Annotated in this window: 21 protein-coding genes; 19 read left to right on the top strand and 2 right to left on the bottom strand. The window is 63.2% G+C overall.

Annotation, left to right across the window (positions count from 1 at the left end):
- The first annotated feature begins 24 nt into the window (after positions 1-24).
- The 19 genes from ADBZ9K_RS11635 (at position 25) to ADBZ9K_RS11545 (ending at position 18,413) form a co-directional block, all read left to right on the top strand.
- A complete protein-coding gene (locus tag ADBZ9K_RS11635) occupies positions 25-1,179 on the top strand; it encodes an alpha/beta hydrolase (protein ID WP_526620405.1) in 1,155 nt (384 codons plus the stop codon).
- Positions 1,180-1,222: 43 nt separating this feature from the next.
- A complete protein-coding gene (locus ADBZ9K_RS11630) occupies positions 1,223-1,852 on the top strand; it encodes a VOC family protein (RefSeq protein ID WP_526620404.1) in 630 nt (209 codons plus the stop codon).
- A complete protein-coding gene (locus tag ADBZ9K_RS11625) occupies positions 1,824-2,381 on the top strand; it encodes a hypothetical protein (protein WP_526620402.1) in 558 nt (185 codons plus the stop codon). The genes ADBZ9K_RS11630 and ADBZ9K_RS11625 overlap by 29 nt, the downstream gene beginning before the upstream one ends.
- Positions 2,382-2,465: 84 nt before the next feature.
- Entirely contained in the window at positions 2,466-3,686 is a 1,221-nt protein-coding gene (locus ADBZ9K_RS11620; protein ID WP_526620400.1) for an acyl-CoA dehydrogenase family protein, read from the top strand.
- 16 nt (positions 3,687-3,702) lie between these two features.
- Positions 3,703-4,242, top strand: coding sequence for a flavin reductase family protein (locus tag ADBZ9K_RS11615; protein ID WP_526620398.1), 540 nt, complete (start codon positions 3,703-3,705; stop codon positions 4,240-4,242).
- A 590-nt stretch (positions 4,243-4,832) separates the two neighbouring features.
- On the top strand, positions 4,833-5,603 hold the full coding sequence (locus ADBZ9K_RS11610; RefSeq protein WP_526620396.1) for an MlaE family ABC transporter permease: 771 nt from the start codon (positions 4,833-4,835) through the stop codon (positions 5,601-5,603).
- Positions 5,600-6,448 (top strand): MlaE family ABC transporter permease, encoded by an 849-nt coding sequence (locus ADBZ9K_RS11605; protein WP_526620395.1) that lies wholly within the window; start codon positions 5,600-5,602, stop codon positions 6,446-6,448. The genes ADBZ9K_RS11610 and ADBZ9K_RS11605 overlap by 4 nt, the downstream gene beginning before the upstream one ends.
- Positions 6,449-6,452: 4 nt before the next feature.
- Positions 6,453-7,823: an MCE family protein gene (locus tag ADBZ9K_RS11600; RefSeq protein ID WP_526620393.1), complete on the top strand. Its 1,371-nt coding sequence runs from the start codon at positions 6,453-6,455 to the stop codon at positions 7,821-7,823.
- Between the two features lie 28 nt (positions 7,824-7,851).
- Positions 7,852-8,880: an MCE family protein gene (locus tag ADBZ9K_RS11595; RefSeq protein ID WP_526620392.1), complete on the top strand. Its 1,029-nt coding sequence runs from the start codon at positions 7,852-7,854 to the stop codon at positions 8,878-8,880.
- The gene (locus ADBZ9K_RS11590; protein ID WP_526620925.1) at positions 8,877-10,247 is read left to right on the top strand and encodes an MCE family protein; all 1,371 of its coding nucleotides are present in this window, start codon (positions 8,877-8,879) and stop codon (positions 10,245-10,247) included. The genes ADBZ9K_RS11595 and ADBZ9K_RS11590 overlap by 4 nt, the downstream gene beginning before the upstream one ends.
- Positions 10,244-11,584, top strand: coding sequence for an MCE family protein (locus ADBZ9K_RS11585; protein ID WP_526620391.1), 1,341 nt, complete (start codon positions 10,244-10,246; stop codon positions 11,582-11,584). The genes ADBZ9K_RS11590 and ADBZ9K_RS11585 overlap by 4 nt, the downstream gene beginning before the upstream one ends.
- Entirely contained in the window at positions 11,581-12,711 is a 1,131-nt protein-coding gene (locus ADBZ9K_RS11580; RefSeq protein WP_526620389.1) for an MCE family protein, read from the top strand. The genes ADBZ9K_RS11585 and ADBZ9K_RS11580 overlap by 4 nt, the downstream gene beginning before the upstream one ends.
- Before the next feature lies 1 nt (position 12,712).
- Positions 12,713-14,185: an MCE family protein gene (locus ADBZ9K_RS11575; RefSeq protein ID WP_526620387.1), complete on the top strand. Its 1,473-nt coding sequence runs from the start codon at positions 12,713-12,715 to the stop codon at positions 14,183-14,185.
- Between the two features lie 32 nt (positions 14,186-14,217).
- Positions 14,218-14,715 carry an Rv1363c family protein gene (locus ADBZ9K_RS11570; RefSeq protein WP_526620923.1) on the top strand — a complete coding sequence of 166 codons (498 nt, stop codon included), beginning with the start codon at positions 14,218-14,220 and terminating at the stop codon, positions 14,713-14,715.
- Positions 14,716-14,999: 284 nt separating this feature from the next.
- Positions 15,000-15,644: a CAP domain-containing protein gene (locus ADBZ9K_RS11565; RefSeq protein WP_526620385.1), complete on the top strand. Its 645-nt coding sequence runs from the start codon at positions 15,000-15,002 to the stop codon at positions 15,642-15,644.
- A 164-nt stretch (positions 15,645-15,808) separates the two neighbouring features.
- A complete protein-coding gene (locus tag ADBZ9K_RS11560; protein ID WP_526620383.1) occupies positions 15,809-16,528 on the top strand; it encodes a siderophore-interacting protein in 720 nt (239 codons plus the stop codon).
- Between the two features lie 132 nt (positions 16,529-16,660).
- The gene (locus ADBZ9K_RS11555) at positions 16,661-17,176 is read left to right on the top strand and encodes an RNA polymerase sigma factor (protein WP_526620381.1); all 516 of its coding nucleotides are present in this window, start codon (positions 16,661-16,663) and stop codon (positions 17,174-17,176) included.
- Positions 17,173-17,901 carry an anti-sigma factor family protein gene (locus ADBZ9K_RS11550; protein WP_526620379.1) on the top strand — a complete coding sequence of 243 codons (729 nt, stop codon included), beginning with the start codon at positions 17,173-17,175 and terminating at the stop codon, positions 17,899-17,901. Before ADBZ9K_RS11555 ends, ADBZ9K_RS11550 begins: the two co-directional genes overlap by 4 nt.
- Before the next feature lie 14 nt (positions 17,902-17,915).
- Positions 17,916-18,413, top strand: a complete 498-nt coding sequence (locus ADBZ9K_RS11545; RefSeq protein WP_526620377.1) for a MarR family winged helix-turn-helix transcriptional regulator — start codon at positions 17,916-17,918, stop codon at positions 18,411-18,413.
- A 9-nt stretch (positions 18,414-18,422) separates the two neighbouring features.
- Here ADBZ9K_RS11545 and mmsB read toward each other — a convergent pair whose 3' ends face one another.
- Both mmsB and ADBZ9K_RS11535 read right to left on the bottom strand, forming a co-directional pair.
- Positions 18,423-19,292: a 3-hydroxyisobutyrate dehydrogenase gene (gene mmsB, locus ADBZ9K_RS11540; protein ID WP_526620375.1), complete on the bottom strand. Its 870-nt coding sequence runs from the start codon at positions 19,290-19,292 to the stop codon at positions 18,423-18,425.
- A gap of 13 nt (positions 19,293-19,305) precedes the next feature.
- Positions 19,306-20,472 carry an acyl-CoA dehydrogenase family protein gene (locus ADBZ9K_RS11535; RefSeq protein ID WP_526620374.1) on the bottom strand — a complete coding sequence of 389 codons (1,167 nt, stop codon included), beginning with the start codon at positions 20,470-20,472 and terminating at the stop codon, positions 19,306-19,308.
- Between the last annotated feature and the right edge of the window lie 7 nt (positions 20,473-20,479).

Genomic DNA, 20,479 nt, shown 5'->3' with positions numbered 1-20,479 from the left:
TCAGCAACGAGGGGGCACGGTCCGATGACCGCCAACGACCTGCAAGACCGACTCCTCGGTATCCCGATGTACGCATCCAGCGGCGTCGATGTGTATTCAGGTGTCGCTCGCGCCTCGGGACGGATCTGGGGTCGCGAAGTTCGCGCCATCGGTCCTCGCCCGTCGACAGCCGTTGTGTTGGTTCATCCGACGTCGAATTTCCTTGGGCACTACCTGCTCGAGCGCTTGGCCCCCCAGGGCGTAGCGGCAATCGGACTCTGCACTCGGTACGTCGGTAACGACAGCACGTTACTCATGGAGAACTGCGTTCTCGACGTCGCCGCGACGGTGAAATACCTGCGCGAGGACGGCTACGACAACGTTGTGTTGCTTGGCAACTCGGGTGGTGGAGGTCTGGCACCCCTGTATCAGTCGCAGGCTCGCCATGCGACGATCACCGCCGCTCCGGGGGGAGGCGGGCCGGACCTGACCAAGGCCGACCTCTCGCCGGCGGATGCGTTGATCCTGCTGAACGCTCACCCCAGTCGTGCGTTGCTCCGCACGGAGTGGCTGGATCCGGCCATCACCGACGAGAGCCAGCCCTTCGATCGTGATCCAGAGCTGGACATGTTCGACGAGCGTCACGGCCCACCCTTCTCCGACGAGTTCATGAAGCGGTTCCGGGCAGCGCAAGTTGCACGCAACCATCGCATCTCGGCGCAGGCGAGGCTGTGGCTCGAGGAGGTCGACAAGCGATTCGACGGGCAGCTCAATGACTTTCCCTTCGTGGTGCACGGCACCACTGCCGATCCGCGGTTTCTCGACTTGAGTATCGATGCCAATGACCGCGCCTACGGCGCGACGTTCTGGGGACCGCCGGCAGCATCAAACTACCTGCCGGCGTCCCTGGGACACTACTGCTCGGCGCGCTCGTGGCTGAGTCAATGGAGTCTGCAGGACTCACACGCCGGCGTCCACAACATCAAAGATGTTGAGGTTCCCGTTCTTCTCATGACGGGTACCGGCGACCCGAGCGTCCTACCGTCGCACGTCGCAATGTTCGAGGAAGCGCTGACTGGGTCGGACTACCAACGCGTCGACATTCCCAAAGGCACCCACTACTTCCAGGGCCAACCGGAACTCATGGATCTCGTCGCCCAGGAGATCGGCGGCTGGCTGCGTAGTCGACGCCTCGCATGAGTACTGGTGCACACGGACCGCAACACGGAATCGGAGGACTTACATGACGATCTTAGAAACCAATCCTGCCGCCGACGCAACGGCGACCGAGGTCGGCGAGGCTCGAATGCCGAAGATGCTGAGTCATCTGGCATACGTCACACCGGATGCCAAGGCGACCGCAGACTTCTACACAAATGTCATGAAGATGGAGTATGTCAACGGTCTGATCGACGACAACGTCACCTCGACCGGCGATCCAATCGTCTACTTCCACATCTTTTTTCGAATGGCTGACGGATCGACCGTCGCGTTCTTCGAAGCCCCGGATCTGCCGGCACGAGCGCAACCTGCGCACCCCGTCTACCGCCTCTTCGACCACCTGGCGCTGCAGGTCGAGACTCCTGCGGATGTCGATGCCTGGAAAGTGCACCTAGAACAGCACGGCATCGAGGTGGTCGGGCCCACCGACCACGAGATCATCTACAGCATCTACTTTTACGACCCGGTCAACGACATCCGACTGGAGATCACGGCGCACACCGACGACTCGTGGAACAACAGTGGTGACCTAGCCGCACAGCAGATGGACGTGTGGGAGCGCGCCAAGGCAGAGGCCCGCGAGCTGGGGTTGCCGGCGGCGGCCCGGATTCAAGCGATGCTCGATGCGCGCCGCACCAAGTCCCCAAAGTGATCACCCCATACCGTCAGGAGAACAACCAGTGATTTGCCATGTATCAGTCGAAGCAGACAACCCCCGGGAAGTCGCCGAGGCGCTCGCCGAAATCTGGGCAGGTGTCGCAACACCCTTCCCCCCAGTAGTCGAAGGTGCCTGGATCGCCATGGCCAAAGGAAACCTCGGCACTGCCGTCGAGGTCTATCCCCGCGGCACCGATCTCACCCGGCAAGACGACGATGCCCCGCCGGAGTCGATTCGGTCAGCCTTCTACGGCATCCCCGGTGAACGGGTAGGGCCGAGTAACGCGACGCATCTCGCAATCAGCACCGACCTGGATGAAGACGCGGTCTTGGCGTGGGCACGCCGCCAGGGGCTGGACGCCAATGTTTACCGCCGCGGCGGCGCGTTCGGGGTGATCGAGGTGTGGATCGAGGATCGACTGATGGTCGAGATCCTCACTCCCGAAATGCAGGCAGAATACCGCGCATTGATGAACATCCCAGCGTGGACAGGACTGCTCAAGCAAATCGGAGTCAGCAGCTGATCGGCTGCGCTTCCTCCGCGGCACATGGTCCCGCGGGCACAGAGAACCGTCCACCAGTATTGCCCCGGAAGGGAACGAAGTTACATGACGATCACCGATGACGTGACTCGCGGCGATAACAGTAAGCAAGCCTCATCGGCTGACCTTGAGCGGTTGGTTGCCGCCGCGCGGGAGATGCGACCGCGGCTTCTCGAACGTGCCCCGGAAGCCGAGCGGCAGCGTCGGCTTCCCCAGGCGACGATCGACGAATTACACGACAGCGGGCTCGTCAAGTATTTCACCCCGGCTCGTTGGGGTGGCTTCGGCGGCGACGTACGGGGTCAGTTGGCGATCAGCACCGAACTGGCGAAGGGATGTCCGTCGACGGCTTGGGTCTACACCTTGCTGTGCTACACCACTGCCTTCGCTGGTTCGTTCCTGGGGGAGGAGGGTGCTGGTGCGGTGTACTCCTCAGAGCGACCGACTGTCTGCGGGGTGGCTGCCGCGACAGGCCAGGCTGTCCCGGTAGACGGCGGCTATCGGGTCACCGGCTCATGGGGATTCACCAGCGGATGCCTGCATGCCGAGTGGATCATGGTCAACGCCGAAGTGGTGAACGACGTCGGCGAGGCGGTCGATCAGGTCGTGCTCTTCATGCCAATGTCTCAACTCACCATCAAAGACACCTGGTACGTGGTCGGAATGCGGGGCACCGGATCGAACACTGTCGTTGCCGACGACCTTTTCGTACCATCGTCGATGTCAATGCTCCTACGGGAACGCATTGCGGCGGAGGCCAACCACCGCCCCGATGTCGAGGCCGTGGACCGGATACCCTTCGCCCTGCTGTTCAGCGTTGGACTGATGGGTCCCACACTGGGAATGGCCGCGACGCTCCTCGAGTTGGTGTCGGCGAACGCCCACAAGCGCGGAATCTCGTACTTCAACTTCGACAAGCAGACGGATAGCGCGGTGACCATCGAAACCATCGGGGAAGCGGCGATGCAGATCGATACAGCCTCGCTGCATGTCCAGCGTGCGGCAACTGTTCTCGATGTTGATACGCGCCACGGTCAACTGTCGTTGCCCGTCCGCGCCCGCTGCCGCGCTGATTCGGGACATGCCAGTGAGAACCTCCGCCAGGCGGTGGGAACTTTGATGTCGATAGCGGGCGCCTCGGCGTTCGCCGAATCCAGTCGGCTGCAATCGCTTTGGCGTGATATCAACGTTGCCAGCCGGCACGCATTTGTCAACACAAAACCCCTCTACGAGACCTATGGTCGGGCCTTGCTCGGGGTTGAGCCCAATATCACCAACTTTCTTTGATGCGGGGAGCACGTCTATGGCTGATACCACGCATACGACGGCTTCTACGGTGTTGACCGAGGGCGAACGCGGCGCCTGCCGCGATGCAAGGACGTTGCGCAGCGCCTTTGCGCTGTTCCCCAGTGGGGTCGCGGCCATCTGCGGTATCGTCGATAGTTCGCCAGCTGGTCTGGTGGTAAGCTCGTTCACCTCGGTATCGCTGGACCCGCCGCTGGTCTCGGTGTGCATCGCACACACGTCGACTACTTGGCCAAAACTACAACTCTTGGACAAGCTTGGCATCAGCATCCTGGCCAGCGAACACACGAGCGTGGCAGTGGATCTCGCATCTCGGGCCGTTGATCGCTTCACTCGTGTCGACTGGACACCGACGGATGAGGGCGCTGTCTTCATCAACGGTGCCACGCTGTGGATCGACGCCAAAGTGGTCGACCGGGTCGCGGCGGGAGATCACGACATCATCATCTTTGGCGTCCATGCCGTGCGAAGCAACGCGATGCCAAACCCACTGGTGTTTCACCGAAGTCGGTATCACGACTTGCCATCAGCTGGCTGATAGCCGATAGGGGGCGGGTTTAGCCACGGCACGCCGCCCGTCTAATCGCCAAACATGGCGGGCGCTAGGCCCGCTGCGCCCGCATCGATGTGGCGTTGGGACCTTCGCCGTCACGTATGCCATCGGCAGCGCTGCAGCGCTGCAGCGCTAGCGAAAGAATCTGTGCGGGTTGCGCATCCGAGAAGTCATCCAGGCTGTCTCCTGCCCACCTTGGTCAGGTACCACGAAATTCGATTGAATCAAACATTCGTCTTACACAGTGTGCTTGCACATTCGTTCTACACGGGTGTAACGTGCGTCACCATGACGAGGAAGGGTGTCTCAGCGCATATGGACGAGAGTTTGCGCGGGGTCGGTCAGCGCGTGAGGGCAGCTGTTCGGATCGCCGTCCTTTCCCGGGACGATGTGCACTATCCGCCACCGTCGCGCGGGGCCAGCGAACGGGCCGTAGGTAGCCAGCTCTTCGCCGCGCATTCGTGTCGCGCACGTGCAGAAGGACGCCAGCTCGGAAGTAACTCTTGCGCAGCCAGTCCGAGTAATCCCACGAGATCCGAGTCGGCGTCCGGGCACGACCGCGCCAAGGTGTGCGTATGAGTTTCTATGGGCTCACGAAACCCATGTGGGGCATCGGCCAGTTCTTTGCAATGGCGTACGAGACGCTGATAACGCTGTTTCGAAAGCCCTTTGCGTGGCGGGAATTCGTGTTGCAATCATGGTTCGTCGCGCGGGTGTCACTTCTGCCTGTGGTACTCCTGGCGATTCCCTTCACTGTATTGCTGGTGTTCACCTTCAACCTGCTGTTGGCTGAGTTCGGCGCTTCCGACCTCTCGGGTGTGGGTGCTTCGGAGGGCTCAGTGACCCAAATCGGCCCTATTGTCACCGTTCTGGTGGTGTCCGGCGCTGGCGCGACTGCAATGTGCGCCGATCTGGGCGCACGAACCATCCGTGAGGAGCTCGATGCGTTGCGGGTTATGGGCATCGACCCGATTCAGTCACTGGTTGTTCCCCGTGTGCTGGCAGCAACATTTGTCGCCGTGATGCTGTCCTCGCTGGTGATTCTCGTGGGGATTGTTGGTGGCTTCGTGTTTTCGGTGTACGTCCAGAACGTCACACCCGGTGCGTTCGCGGCTGGTATGACATTGATCACCGGCCTCGCGAAAGTGGTGGTCGGGATGGTCAAGGCCGCCCTCTTTGGGTTGGCTGCGGGTCTGATCGCCTGCTTCAAAGGGATTTCGGTGGGTGGAGGTCCCGCCGGGGTGGGCAACGCTGTCAACGAGACCGTCGTCTACACCTTCGTGGCGCTATTCGCGATCAACATCGTCATTACATCGATCAGCGTGCAGGTGGTGGGAACGATATGAGCGTTCCGACCGGCGTTCACCCCCGTGCCGCGCGTATCGTCCGCAGTTGGATCGACGGCTGGAATCACATCGGTGTCCAAACGTCCTTCTACGTCCAGACCCTCCGTTCGATCGGAGACGCACTAGTCCACTACAAGGTTGAAGTACTGCGTTTGATAGCTCAAATGGGCTTGGGCGTGGGCGCTTTGGCCATCATCGGTGGCACCGTGGTCATCGTGGGATTCCTGACCATCGCGACGGGGTCGTTAGTCGCCGTCCAGGGTTACAACCAGTTCTCCGAACTCGGCGTTGAGGCCCTCACGGGCTTTGCGTCGGCATTCTTCAACGTCCGGCTGATAGCCCCTGTGACTACCGGAATCGCTTTAGCGGCAACGATAGGCGCTGGATCGACCGCTCAGCTAGGCGCAATGCGGATCAGTGAAGAGATCGATGCGTTGGAGGTCATGGGGATTCGCTCGGTCGCCTACCTTGCTGCCACGCGTCTCGTCGCCGGCATGATTGTGGTTGTCCCGCTGTATTGCGTGGCGGTTTTGATGTCGTTCTTGGCGGCTCGATTTGGCACCACCTTCATCTACGGACAGTCGACCGGCGTGTATGACCATTACTTCAAGACATTCCTCAATCCAGAGGACCTGATCTGGTCTTTTCTCGAGGCGCTCGCCATGGCGGTGGTGATCCTGCTGGTTCACACCTACTACGGGTTCACTGCATCAGGAGGGCCGGCTGGTGTGGGTGAAGCCGTCGGCCGCGCGGTCCGCACGTCAATGGTCGTTGCGGCTGTGGTGACGATGCTCGTTTCGCTGGCTATCTACGGTCAGTCTGGCAACTTCCACCTGTCCGGCTAGCGGCATGCACTCACCTAAGCGTCACCTCGCCCCCGCATGGTGGACAGCGATTCTCGTAGCGTTCTGCTGTGGACTAATCGCGGTCTGTGCCGCCGCCTTCGCCGGCACATTCCGGTCCTTCGTCCCGGTGACCGTCATGTCGGACCGAGCTGGCCTGGTCATGGAGCCCGGTGCAAAGGTGAAGATGCGTGATATCGAGGTCGGCCGCGTCGCCGGTGTCACCTCGACTCCCGCCGGAACGGCCGGCCTACAGCTCGAGATCTTTCCCGATCAAGTCAGGTTCATACCGTCGAACGTCGAAGCCGAGATCAGGGCGACCACGGCGTTCGGTGCGAAATACGTTGATCTGATGGCGCCGAGTAATGCTAGTGCGCAACGCATTACGGCTGGCGAGGTCTTGCAGTCGCGTAATGTCACCGTCGAGGTCAACACCGTCTTCGAGAACCTCACACAAGTGTTGCGGCAGATCGACCCCGCCAAGCTCAACGCAGTACTCAGCGCGTTTGCCGACGGCCTGCGCGGACAGGGGCAGCGCATCGGTGAGGCGACGACTGACACCACTGAAGTCCTGGCGGCGATCAACCCTCGTATGGATACCGTCGACAAGAACTGGCAGTCGCTGAAGGGGTTCGCCGATACCTACAGCGTTGCCGCACCGAACATCATCGCAACCTTGCGGGCCGCCACGACTACCAGCAACACGGTGAACGCGCATGCGTCACAGTTGGATGCACTTCTGTTGAGCACTGTCGGCTTCTCGCAAGCGGGTATCGATCTGCTGGTACCCAACGCAAGCCAGATCGTCGACGCTGTCGATCTGTTGCTGCCGACCACGGATCTGCTGATGAAATACAACCCTGAATACACCTGTCTGCTGACCGGCGCGAAGTTCCTCGTCGACAACGGTGCACGAGCGGCCGTCGGTGGAAACGGAAAGTCGATCATCCTCGACGGTGGGATGCTCTTTGGCGACGACCCATATCGGTATCCCGACAACCTCCCGATCGTCGCGGCCAAAGGCGGCCCAGGAGGCAAACCTGGATGCGGATCACTGCCCGACGTTGCGCAGAACTACCCAGTGCGCCAGCTGATCACCAACACTGGGTGGGGCACCGGACTCGATGCCCGCCCGAACCCGGGTATCGGGCATCCATGGTGGGTGGACTACTTCCCCGTCACACGAGCTGTCCCCGAGCCACCGAGTTTCCGTGGCGAAGGGCCGCCGGCGATCGGACCGGTGCCCTACCCGGGAGCGCCACCCTATGGCGAATCACTGTATGCGCCTGACGGCACACCGCTGTGGCCGGGTTTACCGCCGGCACCGCAAGCGTCGCAAGCAAATCCGCCAGATCCTTCCGCCCCGCCCACACCATGACGGAACCACGATTGCAAGGAACGTGCCAATGAGAGGTAACCTGCGGGGCGCCGCCATTCGACTGGCGATCTTCACGTCGGTGTGCGCGTTGGCTATCTTCTCCATGGTCATGGTTTATGGTCAGCTCCGTTTCGACAACGACCGCTCGTACCGGGCCGCCTTCACAAACGTCAGCGGGTTGAAAGACGGCGACTTTGTGCGTATCGCCGGTGTCGAAGTGGGCAAGGTCGAACATCTCGCGATGAATGACGCCCACGAAGTTCTCGTCGACTTCACCGCTGACGAGACTGTCGTGCTCACCGAAGGCACCAGAGCTGTCATTCGATTCGACAACCTGATCGGCGGTCGCTATCTGGAGCTTCAGGAAGGCGCTGGAGGTCTCAAACGGCTCGCCCCCGGTGCCACTATTCCTCCTGACCGCACTGCACCCGCACTGGATCTCGATGCGGTCATCGGGGGATTTCGCCCGCTGTTTCGCGCGCTCGAGCCTGACCAGGTCAATGCGTTGACAGGGCAGCTCATCGCTGCCGTCCAAGGCCAAGGGCCCACGATCAACTCGTTTCTGGCCAGCACTGCGACGCTCACCAGCACCCTGGCCGACCGGGATCAGCTGATCGGACAGGTGATCACCAATCTCAACACCGTGCTCGGGTCGCTCGCCGATCAGAGCGGCCAGTTCGCCAAGGCCGTCGATTCGCTGTCCCAACTTGTCCACGGACTCGCGGCGCGCAAGAGCGATCTGGTTAATGCGATCGCCCACACCAACGCCGCAGCCAGCAGCGTCGCCGATGCGCTTGAAGAAGCACGGCCACCGCTCGCCGAGACCGTGCATCAGACCGACAGGACCGCGGGAAACGTTCTGGCCGATCACGAGTATCTCGACCACATCATCAACACACTTCCCGACACGTATCAGATCCTGGGTCGGCAGGGGATTTACGGCGACTTCTTCACGTTCTACATCTGTGATGTCTTGGCGAAAGTGAACGGCAAGGGCGGAAACCCAGTGTTCGTCAAGCTTGTCGGCCAAGACACCGGGCGGTGCGCGGCGAAGTGAAAACCTACTCCAATCGCAAACTGCTGGCCATCGGGATCACTGCGATCCTGCTGATCGCCTTCGCCGTCTGGCTGCCGTTCAATTACACCAAGGTTCCTCTGCTACGCCCGGGGAAGGACTACGCTGCCTACTTCGCTGAGGCGAGCGTCCTGAAAGCTGGCGAGCCCGTGCAAGTGTCGGGCATGCAGGTCGGCAAAGTCTCCAGCATCGAGCTTGACGGCAACAGAGTGATCGTCCGATTCGACGTCGACAAGCACATCCGGCTCGGCAACCGAGCCGAAGCGGCAATCAAGACGCGTGGCCTGCTGGGGGCCAAAGTTCTCGAGATCACGCCGCGTGGTGAGGGCGAGTTGACGGGGCCGATTCCCGTGGAACGCACCACACCCGCGTACGAGTTGCCCGACGCGCTAGGCGAGTTATCCACCACACTCGGTGATCTCAACACCGGGCAGCTCTCCCAGTCCTGGCAAGTACTCGCCGACGCCTTCAAGGACACCCCACCGGAGCTCCGCGATGCTACCGAAGGCGTCGCACGTCTCTCGAAGACGCTCAACGCGCGAGACGTCCAGCTGCGCGACCTGCTGGCCAGGGCCAACAGGGTGACCGGCGTTCTAGCCCAGCGGACCGATCAGGTGGTGAGCTTGATCGCTGACACGAACGCGTTGCTCACCGAACTGAACAGTCAAAGTGCTGCGGTCGACAACATCTCGGGCAACGTCTCGGCGCTGGCACGGCAGCTCAGCGGCCTCATCAACGACAACAAAGGACAGCTACGCCCAGCACTGGAAAAGCTGAACGGCGTTCTGGCGATCCTCGACAACCGCAAAGACCGCATCACCAAAGCCATCAAGATGCTCAATACGTACATGATGTCGCTCGGCGAGTCGCTGGCCTCGGGCCCGTTCTTCAAGACCTACGTGGCCAACCTGCTGCCCGGACAATTCGTGCAGCCATTTGTCGACGCGGCCTTCTCCGATTTGGGCCTTGACCCGAATGTGCTTGCACCATCGAAACTCAACGATCCCCAGGTCGGTCAGCCGGGGACGCCCGCACTGCCGGTCCCGTATCCCCGCACCGGGCAGGGCGGCGAGCCGAGGATGACGATTCCCGACGCGATCACCGGCAACCCTGATGACCGCGGCTGCGGGCCAGCGGGGATCCCGCTGCCTGGTCCCACCGGCTGTTATCCCTACCGGGAGCCCCCTCCGGCGCCACCCCCCGGCGGACCACCTCCGGGTCCACCTGCCGTCTCCCCTGGCGAGGAGAACACGCCCGAGCCAACACCGAGCCCGGTCTACGTCCCAGCGCCTAACGAGGTGTCCGCGCCGCCAACGACATCGCAACCGGCACAAGGAGGACAGCCATGACGGCGGGCAAGCTTCGGGTTGGTCTGGCGATCGCACTGGCTGCGCTCCTGGCGTGCGGGCTGGTGCTGGCTACCCGTTCGGTGAGCCAGGCCGGCCGAGTCCACGTGATTGCCTACTTCGACAACAGCAATGGGATCTACCCGGGCGATGATGTGTTGATCCTCGGGGTTCCCGTCGGCAAGATCGACTCCATCGAGCCTCAGCCGATGCGTGCCAAGATCAGCTTCTGGTTCGACAGCAAATACCAGGTTCCCGCCGACGCAAACGCGGTTATCATCTCACCGCAGTTGATCACCGCACGCTCGATCCAGCTGACTCCCACCTATGCCGGCGGACCGTCGATGATCAACGGCGCGGTGATCGAGCAAAACCGCACTGCCGTACCGGTGGAGTGGGACGACCTGCGTCAACAGCTCAACAAGTTGACCGAATACCTGCAGCCCACTGAGCCGGGCGGTGTCAGCACGTTTGGTGCGTTGGTCAACACCGCGGCAGGAAACCTGCGCGGCCAGGGTGCCAACATCCGTGACACCGTCATCGAACTCGCCCAGGCGATTTCGACGCTCGGCGACCACAGCGGTGACATCTTTACGACCATCAAGAATCTCGCCACCTTGGTCAGTGCGTTGCACGACAGCGCCGGTCTGATGGGCGAACTCAATACCAACCTCGCCGCAGTCACCGCGTTGCTGGCCAATAGCCCCAATGAGGTTGGACAGGCCGTCTCGGACATCAACACCGCGATCGGAGACGTCGACAGCTTTCTGGCCGAGAACAAGGACGCGCTGGGAACGACATCGGACAAACTCGCCGCGGTGACATCGTCGGTCGTCGGCAGCCTCGATGACATCAAGCAGACGTTGCACGTCGCGCCGACCACGATCGCCAATGCCGTCAACATCTTTGAGCCTGCTCATGCTGCGATGACCGGGGCGCTTGCGGTGACCAACTTCTCCAATCCCATCATGTTCCTCTGCGGCGCGATCCAAGCTGCATCGCGTCTCGGTGCTGAGCAGTCGGCGAAACTATGTGCGCAGTATCTGGCGCCGATCTTCAAGAACCGTCAGTACAACTTCCCGCCGATTGGTCTCAATCCGATCGTCAACAACCAGGCGCGCCCCAACGAAATCACCTACAGCGAAGACTGGTTGCGTCCCGATTACGTCCCACCTGCGCCCGCGCAGTCGTCGGTGTCTCCACCCGACCAAGGTGCGCTCCCACCGGCTGAGCAAACGCCGCCGCTGTCGGCAGAAGCGCCCCCGCCTGGTGACGCTTCTGGTGGCGATCCCACAGCCGGATTACGCGGTTTGATGCTCCCTCATGGGAGCGGATCATGATGCGAAGTGCACGGCAGCTCATCACGCTCCTGATGCTTGCGGCCACGATGTCGACCGGGTGCGATTGGCGCGGTGTCAATTCACTGTCCCTTCCCGGCACTGCCGGGGGCGGCCCGGGGTCCTATGAAGTACAGGCGCAGCTACCCGACGTGACCAATATCCAGCCAAACTCGCGCGTTCGGGTTGGTGACGTGATGGTGGGCAACGTCACCAAGATCGAACGTCAGGGCTGGCACGCCTTGGTCACGATGCGTCTCGATGGCGACGTGAACCTGCCCGAAAATGCCACTGCCAAAATAGGCCAGACAAGTGTGTTCGGCTCGCTGCACGTCGAGTTGGCTCCGCCGGCCGGCGTGGTGCCGCAAGGCCGCCTGCATAACGGCTCCTTGATCCCTTTGGCTTCCACCGGGGCGTACCCCAATACGGAGCAGACGTTGGCGGCGGTGGCGATGCTGCTGAATGGCGGCGGGTTGGGGCGTGCGCAAGAGATCACGAAAGAACTCAGCACCGCTTTTACTGGCCGCGAACAGGACTTGCGCAGTCTGTTGGATCAGATCAACCAATTCGTCGGGCATGTCCGTGACCAGCAGGATGACATCATCGCGGCGTCGGACAGCCTCGACCGCGTTGCTGGCCAATTCGCTGCCCAACAGCCTGTGATGGACGCGGCGGTCCGCAGCATTCCCGACGCCCTTGCGGTGCTGAATCACCAGCGCGACAAGTTGGTCGAAGCCTTCGACCGGTTCGGCAAGTTCAACGCCGTCTCGCAAGATCTCATCAGCCGAACTCGAGACAAGTTCGTCCAAGAGCTCAAGGACCTCGGGCCAGTGCTTGATTCGTTGGGCAACGCGGGCCCTGCCCTGACTCGATCGCTGAGCGCTTTCACGACTTACCCGTGGATCAACGAGACCGTCCCCAACTGGTTCCGCGGTGACTACGCCAACCTGACTCTGATCCTCGATCTCACCCTGAGCCGGTTGGATACGTCCTTCTTCACAGGCACTCGATGGGAGGGCGACCTGACCAGACTGGAGATGCAGTGGGGCCGAACCATAGGCCAGCTCCCTAGTCCGGCCACGATCGGCAATCCGCTGGTAGTCCCCTATCACCTCAACCAGGGGCCGTGACGTGCATCTGAACTCGCGCATCAAGATCCAGCTGGCAATTTTCACCCTTATCTCCGTCGTGGCGGGGGGCGTCATGATCTTCGGCTACATCGATGCACCGGCAATGGTGGGTCTGGGCCGGTATCGTGTGACGGTCGAATTGCCCAGTGGCGGTGGTCTTTACCACCGTGGGAATGTCACCTACCGCGGTACCGAAGTTGGTTACGTCGAAGACGTCCGGCTCACCGGCACTGGCGCCGAGGCGGTACTTTCATTGAAGTCGGGCACTCGCATTCCGGCAGACTTGACTGCTCAAGTGCACAGCGTCTCCGCTGTCGGGGAACAGTACGTCGCACTTACTCCGCTAAGTGCGGATGGGCCGGACCTCGCGAACGGTGACGTGATCCCGCTGAGCCGCGCGTCGGTGCAACCGCAGGTCAGCACGTTGCTCGACGACGTCAACCGGGGATTACAAGCGATTCCTCAGGACGACCTCAAGACGGCAATCGACGAAAGCTACACCGCATTCGGGGGGCTGGGCCCAGAGCTCTCGCGGATCGTCAAGGGCTCCACATCATTGGCCATCGATGCCCACGCAAACCTGCAGTCGCTGCTCACCGTCATCGACGAATCCGGGCCGGTGCTGGACTCTCAGACCGGCACTGCCGACGCGGTCAACGCGTGGGCGGCACATCTCGCCACGATCAGCGATCAGCTTCATACCAACGACGCTGCGGTCGCCGGGATTGTGGAGAAGACAGGTCCAGCAGCTGAGCGGGGGCGCCAGCTGTTTGAACGCCTGTCGCCCACTGTGCCCGTCATCATGTCCAACCTGGTGAGCGTAGGCAAGGTCGCGGTCACTTATCAGCCGGCGATCGAACAGATCCTGGTTCTGGTTCCCCAGGCCATCGCCAACTCTCAGGCCGGTTACGTCGCGAGTCGAAACACCAAACAGGACATCACCGGCCCGATGCTCGACTTCAACCTGAACCTCAATCTCCCCGCCCCCTGCACCACCGGGTTCTTGCCCCCTCAACAGCAACGCTCGCCGAGCTTGGTCGACTACCCCGACCGGCCGGCCGGTGATCTGTATTGCCGCATACCGCAGGACGCGCCCAACGCCGTGCGCGGCCTGCGTAACCTGCCCTGCCTCACCCGTCCCGGTAAGCGCGCCCCCACGGTGAAGATGTGCGAAAGCGACCAAGAGTATGTCCCACTCAATGACGGCAACAATTGGAAGGGAGATCCCAACGCAACACTGACCGGGCAGGGTGTTCCGCAACTGCCGGTGGACCGATCCGCGCCCCCCAGCAGCGCGCCCGCACCGGTGCTGCCCAGTGCAGCAACCCCACCGCCGGTCGCGGTGGCACCCTACGACCCGGCGACCGGCGCCTACGTCGGCCCGGACGGACACGTCTACACCCAGGCTGACCTGGGACCCGCGAAGGAGAACCAAACGTGGCAATCGATGCTGACACCAGCGTCGGCGCCGTAGCCGACACGTCTTCGGCGTTGCCGACCGCGTCCATGGGGTCGGGATGCTTTGCACCGGAGGATGATCCGTTCGATTCGGGACTTGATGATTCTGGTTCGGTCACCGAAGTCTCCCCGAAGGGCGACGGATCCGGAAGCTCCTTGGTGATCAGTTCTCCGCGGCGCTCACCGCTGCGAGCCACAGCCTGTTTCGGTGGTCTGTCAGTGATGGCATTGTGCGGGCTGACGAGCTGGTTGAGAATCCTTGCGTACCAGCAGCATCAGCAACTCCAGCAGCGGGCACTCTTTCTGGAGATCGCCCGCCAGGGAGCGGTGAATTTGACCACCATCGACTGGCAACATGCCGACAGCGATATCCAACGCATCCTCGACTCATCCACCGGATCCTTCCGGGAGCAATTCGAGCGGCGGTCCGACGCGCTGATCGACGTGGTCAAGCGGGCGCAATCGAAGTCGCAGGGGGCGGTCAGAGAAGCCGGAATTGAGTCTGTGATCGGGCAACTGTGCCCGCGGCGGCGTTGGTGTCGATGACTGAAAAGCGCGCTGTTGTATTGGTTTTCGTCGATCAGACGACACATCGGTAATTGCCCGCATACCAACAGCGCCTCGAGTGTGCGCGTGTCTCTGGACAAGGTCGGTGAAAAATGGCTCATTTCACAGTTCGACCCGCAGTAGGGGAGTACCCGAGGTGCTACGCGGACATGCCACGGCCAACGGCAGGCGCTCTCGGCAGGAGCCGCCCCGGCGTTGCTCTGGCATTGAAGCAATTCGGCTAGTGATCGTCGACCGCAGAGGCCTTGACCGAAGGAGAACCTATGGCTATCAACATTTCCTGGCGTGTGGTCACTGGCTCGACGGTGGCGATCACACTAGCCGCAATCTGGGCAGGACCGTCGATTTCGCTCGCACACGCGGATAACAAGCGACTCAACGACGGTGTGGTGGCGAATGTGTACACCATGCAACATCAAGCTGGTTGCACCAACGGCGTGATGATCAACCCGCAATTGCAACAGGCTGCGCAGTGGCATGCCCAGGACATGATGAATGACCGTGCGCTGGATGGCGATATCGGGTCTGACGGCTCGACGCCGCAGAGTCGCGCCACCGCCGCGGGCTTCCACGGTACGGTCGCCCAGACGGTCGCGGTCAACCCGGCGCTAGCCATGAGCGGGATCGAACTTCTCAACCAGTGGTACTACAACCCGGCGTACTTCGCGATCATGTCCAACTGCGCCAACAATCAGATCGGGGTGTGGTCGGAAAACGGTCTTGACCGCACTGTGGTGGTCGCTGTCTATGGTCAATCTGATCCGCCGGTGGACGTTCCCGATAACAAGAGCGGCGGCATAGATCCGAATCCGGACTACGACGCCAGTGACGAGATCGAATACGGCCTGACGTGGCTTCCGTGGATCTTGAGGGGCGTCTATCCACCGCCGGCCTACCCGCCCCAGTAGTGCAACAAGCTCAGTGTCTCGAGCAGGTGTGCCGGTGCTACTGAGGTTGGCCGTCGGGGAACGGAATGTCATGCGCATTGCCGCTTACGGCTTGACGGGTGCCTGGTAATCAGACAGCCTAGATAGTGTTAGGATAGGCTAACCTATTTACGAGGAGAATTTCGATGGTCGCGCTGACTGCCCGCGTCGCGGATCTCGTGAGCGATGTGTTGCTGACATCTGCTGGTGTGACACATGTCGACACGCTGGCATCGAATATCGTCAGGGTCGAGTTGAAAAGCGATGCTTTCCGTGGCGCCGTTTGGGTTCCGGGATCAAAACTGCAGTTCCGTCCGGCCCGGGGCGCTTTCCAGATGCGCACGTACACGCCGACCCGGTGGGATGCGGAGAACGGTCTCACTGAAATCATCGGCTACACGCATGGAGAGGGACCGGCTTCTGGCTGGTTCCGCAAGGTTTCTGTGGGTGACGTCTGCGAAGTCTTCGGGCCCCGGCATTCGATCGATCTGCGCGACCTCGCTGGAGAGGCGGTGTTCGTCGGCGACGAATCCAGCCTGGGCCTGGCGTGCGCGCTGCGCACCATGCATACCGACGCTCACATCATCCTCGAGTCGATCAACCCGTCAGCATTGATCGCCGTACTGGACGAACTGGGTTTTCGCAGGCAGCACTGTGTCGTGGTGCCCACGGAGGAGAGCCGAGAGGCGCTACTGCAGGCCGCGGCAGATGCGGCCCACAGCTGCCGCGCGGCATTCGATCTCGTTGTCAGTGGTGATGCGGCATCGGTGCACGCAATACGGCGCGGTGCGCGGCAGTGGGTCACCAAACCCCGAAAGGTAAAGGGCAAGGCCTACTGGGCGCAGGGTCGCACCGGTTTGGAATGAGCAGGACGCGCCCGGCGCGGACCGTCACATCGAGGGCGCGAGAACCCGGGCAGCTTGCAGCATTGTCGGCCGGCACCAGACACTTGAACCAAGCGTACGCATATTTCGTGTCTCCTCCGGAGGTGTCTTCCCATGGACGATCCGGAGGCCGGGCTGATGCGAGTGCTGTACCGCGATCACGCCGCTGCGCTGTGGCGCTACGCGGTGCGGCTCACCGGCGACCCGGTGCGCGCAGAAGACGTGGTCCAGGAGACCCTGCTGCGAGCCTGGCAGCATCCCGAGGTGGCCGAGAACGCTGAACGTTCGGCGCGGGCGTGGCTGTTCACCGTCGCCCGCAACATGGTCATCGACGAGCGCCGCAGTGCCCGCTTCCGCAAGGAATCCGACTCGCTGGACGTCCCCGGCGCACCCGACCGGGCGGGTCCCGACGAGGTCAACGCGGCGCTGGACCGGCTGCTGCTGGGCGACGCCCTGGCCCAGCTCTCCGCCGAGCACCGCGCCGTGATCCGACGGTCCTACTATCTGGGCTGGTCCACTGCACAGATCGCGGCGGATCTGCAGATCGCCGAGGGGACGGTCAAGTCGCGGCTGCACTACGCCGTGCGTGCCCTGCGGCTCACCCTGCAGGAGATGGGGGTGACCCGATGACCCACGCCGACCCCTACGAATTGTGGGATGCCGCCTACGTGCTGGGCTCGCTGTCGAGTAGCGAACGCCGGGAGTACGAGGCGCACCTGAGCGGATGCCCGCTGTGCCGCGCGGGGGTCTCCGAGCTCAGCGGGATGCCCGCGCTGCTGGCGATGCTGGGCCCGGACGAAGTCGCGTCGATCGACGAGGGTGGTCTGGAGCCGCCGCCGATCCGCGCCGAACTCCTCGACGAGGTGCTGCTCAAGGTGCGCAGTCGCCGCAGTCGGGCCCGTTGGGTCACCTGGGCGGTCGGGCTGGCCGCCGCCGCCGTGCTGGCCGTGGGGATGGTCCTGGCGATCAGGCCCGCCCAGCTCGGGGTGACCCCGAACGACGCGGGCAGCAGTGCGGTCGCGCTCGATATGACTCCGACGGCGACGCCGTCGGAGTTCGATGCCACGGTGGTGCTCCGCAGCGAGGGTTGGGGCACCCACGTCGAGATGACGTGTACCTACCGCGAGGAGCTGGGTGCCCGCGGGGCAGACGGGGGCGACGAGCTGGCGATGTATGCGGTCGGGCGGGACGGCACCCGGGTCCAGCTGGCGACCTGGATGGCGGTGCAGGGCGCTACCGCCTCGCCGTCGGGGAGCACCTCGATGCCGATCGGTGAGATCGCTGCGGTGCAGGTAGTGTCGGCCGACACCGGGGATGTGCTGTTACAGCGCAGCCTGTTTAGGCCGCGGGCGTAGGGCACTATTGGCGGATGCCAGCCGAAAAGCGGGATCCGATTGCCTCGGCGCGCGCCAACTGGGAGCGGGCCGGCTGGGGTGATGTTGCCGAAGGCATGGTCGCGGTCACCTCGGTGATGCGGGCACACCAGATTCTGCTGGCCCGTGTGGAGACCGCGCTGCGGCCCTATGACCTGAGCTTCTCCCGGTTCGAGCTGCTGCGGCTGCTGGCCTTCAGCCGTACCGGTGCGCTGCCGATCACCAAGGCCTCCGACCGCCTGCAGGTCCACGTCACCAGCGTCACCCATGCCATCCGCCGGCTGGAGGCCGACGGGCTGGTCAAGCGGGTGCCTCATCCGACCGACGGGCGCACCACACTCGTCGAGATCACCGACCTCGGGCGCTCGACGGTCGAGGACGCCACCGCCACGCTCAACGAGCAGGTGTTCGCCGAGATCGGGATGTCGCCGCAGCAGGCACAGGCGCTGGTGTCCTCGATCGAGACACTGCGCCACCACGCCGGCGACTTCTAAGCTGCCGTCTCAGCGCAGCGTCTCGATGACGGCGCTGAAGTCCAGGTCGGCGTGCTCTTGGGCGAACTTCGCGTAGATCTCGGCGGCGTGGGCGCCCAGCGGAGCCGAGGCGCCGGTGGAGGAGACCGCGTCCATGGCCAGGCCCAGATCCTTGTTCATCAGTGCGGTGGCGAATCCGGGCTTGAAGTCGTTGTTGGCCGGGGAGGTCGGAACCGGTCCTGGCACCGGGCAATTGGTATGTACCGCCCAGCAGTTGCCGGTGGCGCCGGTGATCACGTCGAACAGTGACTGCGCCGACAGGCCCAGCTTCTCGGCCAGTACGAACGCCTCACCGACGGCGATCTGCTGCACGGCCAGGACCATGTTGTTGCACAGCTTGGCGGCCTGGCCCGCGCCGGAGGCGCCGCAGTGGATCACCTTGCTGGCCATCGGATCCAGCACCGGTCGCGCGTTGTTCAGGGCGTCGGTGTCGCCGCCGACCATGAAGGCCAGCGTGCCGGCGGTCGCGCCCTTGATGCCACCGGAGACCGGGGCGTCGAGCTGGGTCATACCGGCGGCCGCGGCTTGGGCGTTGACCTCGCGGGCGTCGGCCACCGAGATGGTGGAGGTGTCGATGAATAGCGTGCCAGGTTTGGCAGCCGGAAGGGCTTGGGCATAGCAGGATTTCACGATCGCGCCGTTGGGCAGCGAGGTGATCACCACGTCAGCGCCGGCAACGGCCTCGGCGCCGGCGTCGAACACCGTCGCCCCCTTCTGCTCGGCGGCCGCACGCAGCTCGGGCACCGGGTCGAAGCCGCGGACGGGGTAGCCGGCGTTGACCAGGTTGGCCGCCATCGGGCCGCCCATGTGGCCCAGCCCCAGGAACGCGATCGTCGTCATCGGGTCTCTCTTCCTATGTCGATGCGCGCACGCGGACGGCCTCGGCCCGCCCGATGACCACGCGCATGATTTCGTTGGTGCCCTCCAGGATCCGGTGCACCCGCAGGTCGCGGACGACCTTCTCCAGCCCGTACTCCCGCAGGTAGCCGTAGCCGCCGTGCAGTTGCAGCGCCTGGTCGGCCACCTCGAAGCAGGCGTCGGTGACATAGCGTTTGGCCATCGCGCACAGTGCCACCTTGTCGGGTTCGCCGTTGTCCAGTGCAACTGCCGCGCGCCACAACATCAGCCGCGAGGTCTCCAGCGCGGTGGCCATGTCGGCCAGGGTGAAGCGGATCGTGGGTTCGTCGAGCAGCGCGGCGCCGAAGGCCTGCCGGTCGGCCAGGTAGGCGCCGGTCTTGTCGTAGGCGGCCTGGGCGCCGCCCAGCGAGCATGCCGCGATGTTGAGCCGGCCGCCGTTGAGGCCGTTCATTGCGATGCCGAAGCCGGTGCCCTCGCCCTCGGGGCCGCCGAGCATCGCCGACGCCGGCACCCGTACTCCGTCCAGGATCACCTGGGCGGTGGGCTGGACGTTCCAGCCCATCTTCTCCTCGTTGGCGCCGAAACCCAGCCCCGGCGTGCCCTTTTCGATGATGAACGCCGAGATGCCCCGTGGACCGTCGGCACCGGTGCGGGCCATCACCACGTACACGTCGGAGACGCCCGCCCCGGAGATGAACTGCTTGACGCCGTCGAGCACGTACTCGTCGCCATCTCGGACGGCCTTGGTGCGCAACGCCGCCGCGTCCGAGCCGGCACCCGGCTCGGTGAGGCAGTAGCTGGCAATGGCCTCCATCGACGCCAGCCGGGGGATCCACGACGTGCGCTGGTCGGCGGTGCCGTAGGTGTCGATCATCCACGCGCACATGTTGTGGATCGAGATGAAGGCCGCCAGCGCCGGGTCCGCACCCGCGAGCTGCTCAAAGATCCGGACCGCGTCGATGCGCCGCAGGCCGCTGCCCCCGACGTCGTCGGCGCAGTAGATCGCCGCCATCCCCAGCTCAGCGGCCTCGCGGAGCACCTCGACCGGGAATTGCTTGGTGTGATCCCACTCCAAGGCCTGCGGGGCAAGGCGTTTGGCGGCGAACGCGGCCGCCGTCTCGGCGATGACCCGTTCGTCGTCGTCGAGGGCAAAAGGACTCATTGCCCCT

The sequence above is a fragment of the Mycobacterium sp. genome, assembly GCF_965229265.1.
Lineage (GTDB): Bacteria > Actinomycetota > Actinomycetes > Mycobacteriales > Mycobacteriaceae > Mycobacterium.
This window is presented reverse-complemented; position numbering and strand designations above follow the sequence as displayed.

Excerpts from the sequence above, each read along its gene's own strand:
- ADBZ9K_RS11635 (WP_526620405.1), top strand. The coding sequence starts at position 25 with ATGACCGCCAACGACCTGCAAGACCGACTCCTCGGTATCCCGATGTAC.
- ADBZ9K_RS11630 (WP_526620404.1), top strand. The coding sequence starts at position 1,223 with ATGACGATCTTAGAAACCAATCCTGCCGCCGACGCAACGGCGACCGAG.
- ADBZ9K_RS11625 (WP_526620402.1), top strand. The coding sequence starts at position 1,824 with ATGCGCGCCGCACCAAGTCCCCAAAGTGATCACCCCATACCGTCAGGA.
- ADBZ9K_RS11620 (WP_526620400.1), top strand. The coding sequence starts at position 2,466 with ATGACGATCACCGATGACGTGACTCGCGGCGATAACAGTAAGCAAGCC.
- ADBZ9K_RS11615 (WP_526620398.1), top strand. The coding sequence starts at position 3,703 with ATGGCTGATACCACGCATACGACGGCTTCTACGGTGTTGACCGAGGGC.
- ADBZ9K_RS11610 (WP_526620396.1), top strand. The coding sequence starts at position 4,833 with ATGAGTTTCTATGGGCTCACGAAACCCATGTGGGGCATCGGCCAGTTC.
- ADBZ9K_RS11605 (WP_526620395.1), top strand. The coding sequence starts at position 5,600 with ATGAGCGTTCCGACCGGCGTTCACCCCCGTGCCGCGCGTATCGTCCGC.
- ADBZ9K_RS11600 (WP_526620393.1), top strand. The coding sequence starts at position 6,453 with ATGCACTCACCTAAGCGTCACCTCGCCCCCGCATGGTGGACAGCGATT.
- ADBZ9K_RS11595 (WP_526620392.1), top strand. The coding sequence starts at position 7,852 with ATGAGAGGTAACCTGCGGGGCGCCGCCATTCGACTGGCGATCTTCACG.
- ADBZ9K_RS11585 (WP_526620391.1), top strand. The coding sequence starts at position 10,244 with ATGACGGCGGGCAAGCTTCGGGTTGGTCTGGCGATCGCACTGGCTGCG.
- ADBZ9K_RS11580 (WP_526620389.1), top strand. The coding sequence starts at position 11,581 with ATGATGCGAAGTGCACGGCAGCTCATCACGCTCCTGATGCTTGCGGCC.
- ADBZ9K_RS11570 (WP_526620923.1), top strand. The coding sequence starts at position 14,218 with ATGGGGTCGGGATGCTTTGCACCGGAGGATGATCCGTTCGATTCGGGA.
- ADBZ9K_RS11565 (WP_526620385.1), top strand. The coding sequence starts at position 15,000 with ATGGCTATCAACATTTCCTGGCGTGTGGTCACTGGCTCGACGGTGGCG.
- ADBZ9K_RS11560 (WP_526620383.1), top strand. The coding sequence starts at position 15,809 with ATGGTCGCGCTGACTGCCCGCGTCGCGGATCTCGTGAGCGATGTGTTG.
- ADBZ9K_RS11555 (WP_526620381.1), top strand. The coding sequence starts at position 16,661 with ATGGACGATCCGGAGGCCGGGCTGATGCGAGTGCTGTACCGCGATCAC.
- ADBZ9K_RS11550 (WP_526620379.1), top strand. The coding sequence starts at position 17,173 with ATGACCCACGCCGACCCCTACGAATTGTGGGATGCCGCCTACGTGCTG.
- ADBZ9K_RS11545 (WP_526620377.1), top strand. The coding sequence starts at position 17,916 with ATGCCAGCCGAAAAGCGGGATCCGATTGCCTCGGCGCGCGCCAACTGG.
- mmsB (WP_526620375.1), bottom strand. The coding sequence starts at position 19,292 with ATGACGACGATCGCGTTCCTGGGGCTGGGCCACATGGGCGGCCCGATG.
- ADBZ9K_RS11535 (WP_526620374.1), bottom strand. The coding sequence starts at position 20,472 with ATGAGTCCTTTTGCCCTCGACGACGACGAACGGGTCATCGCCGAGACG.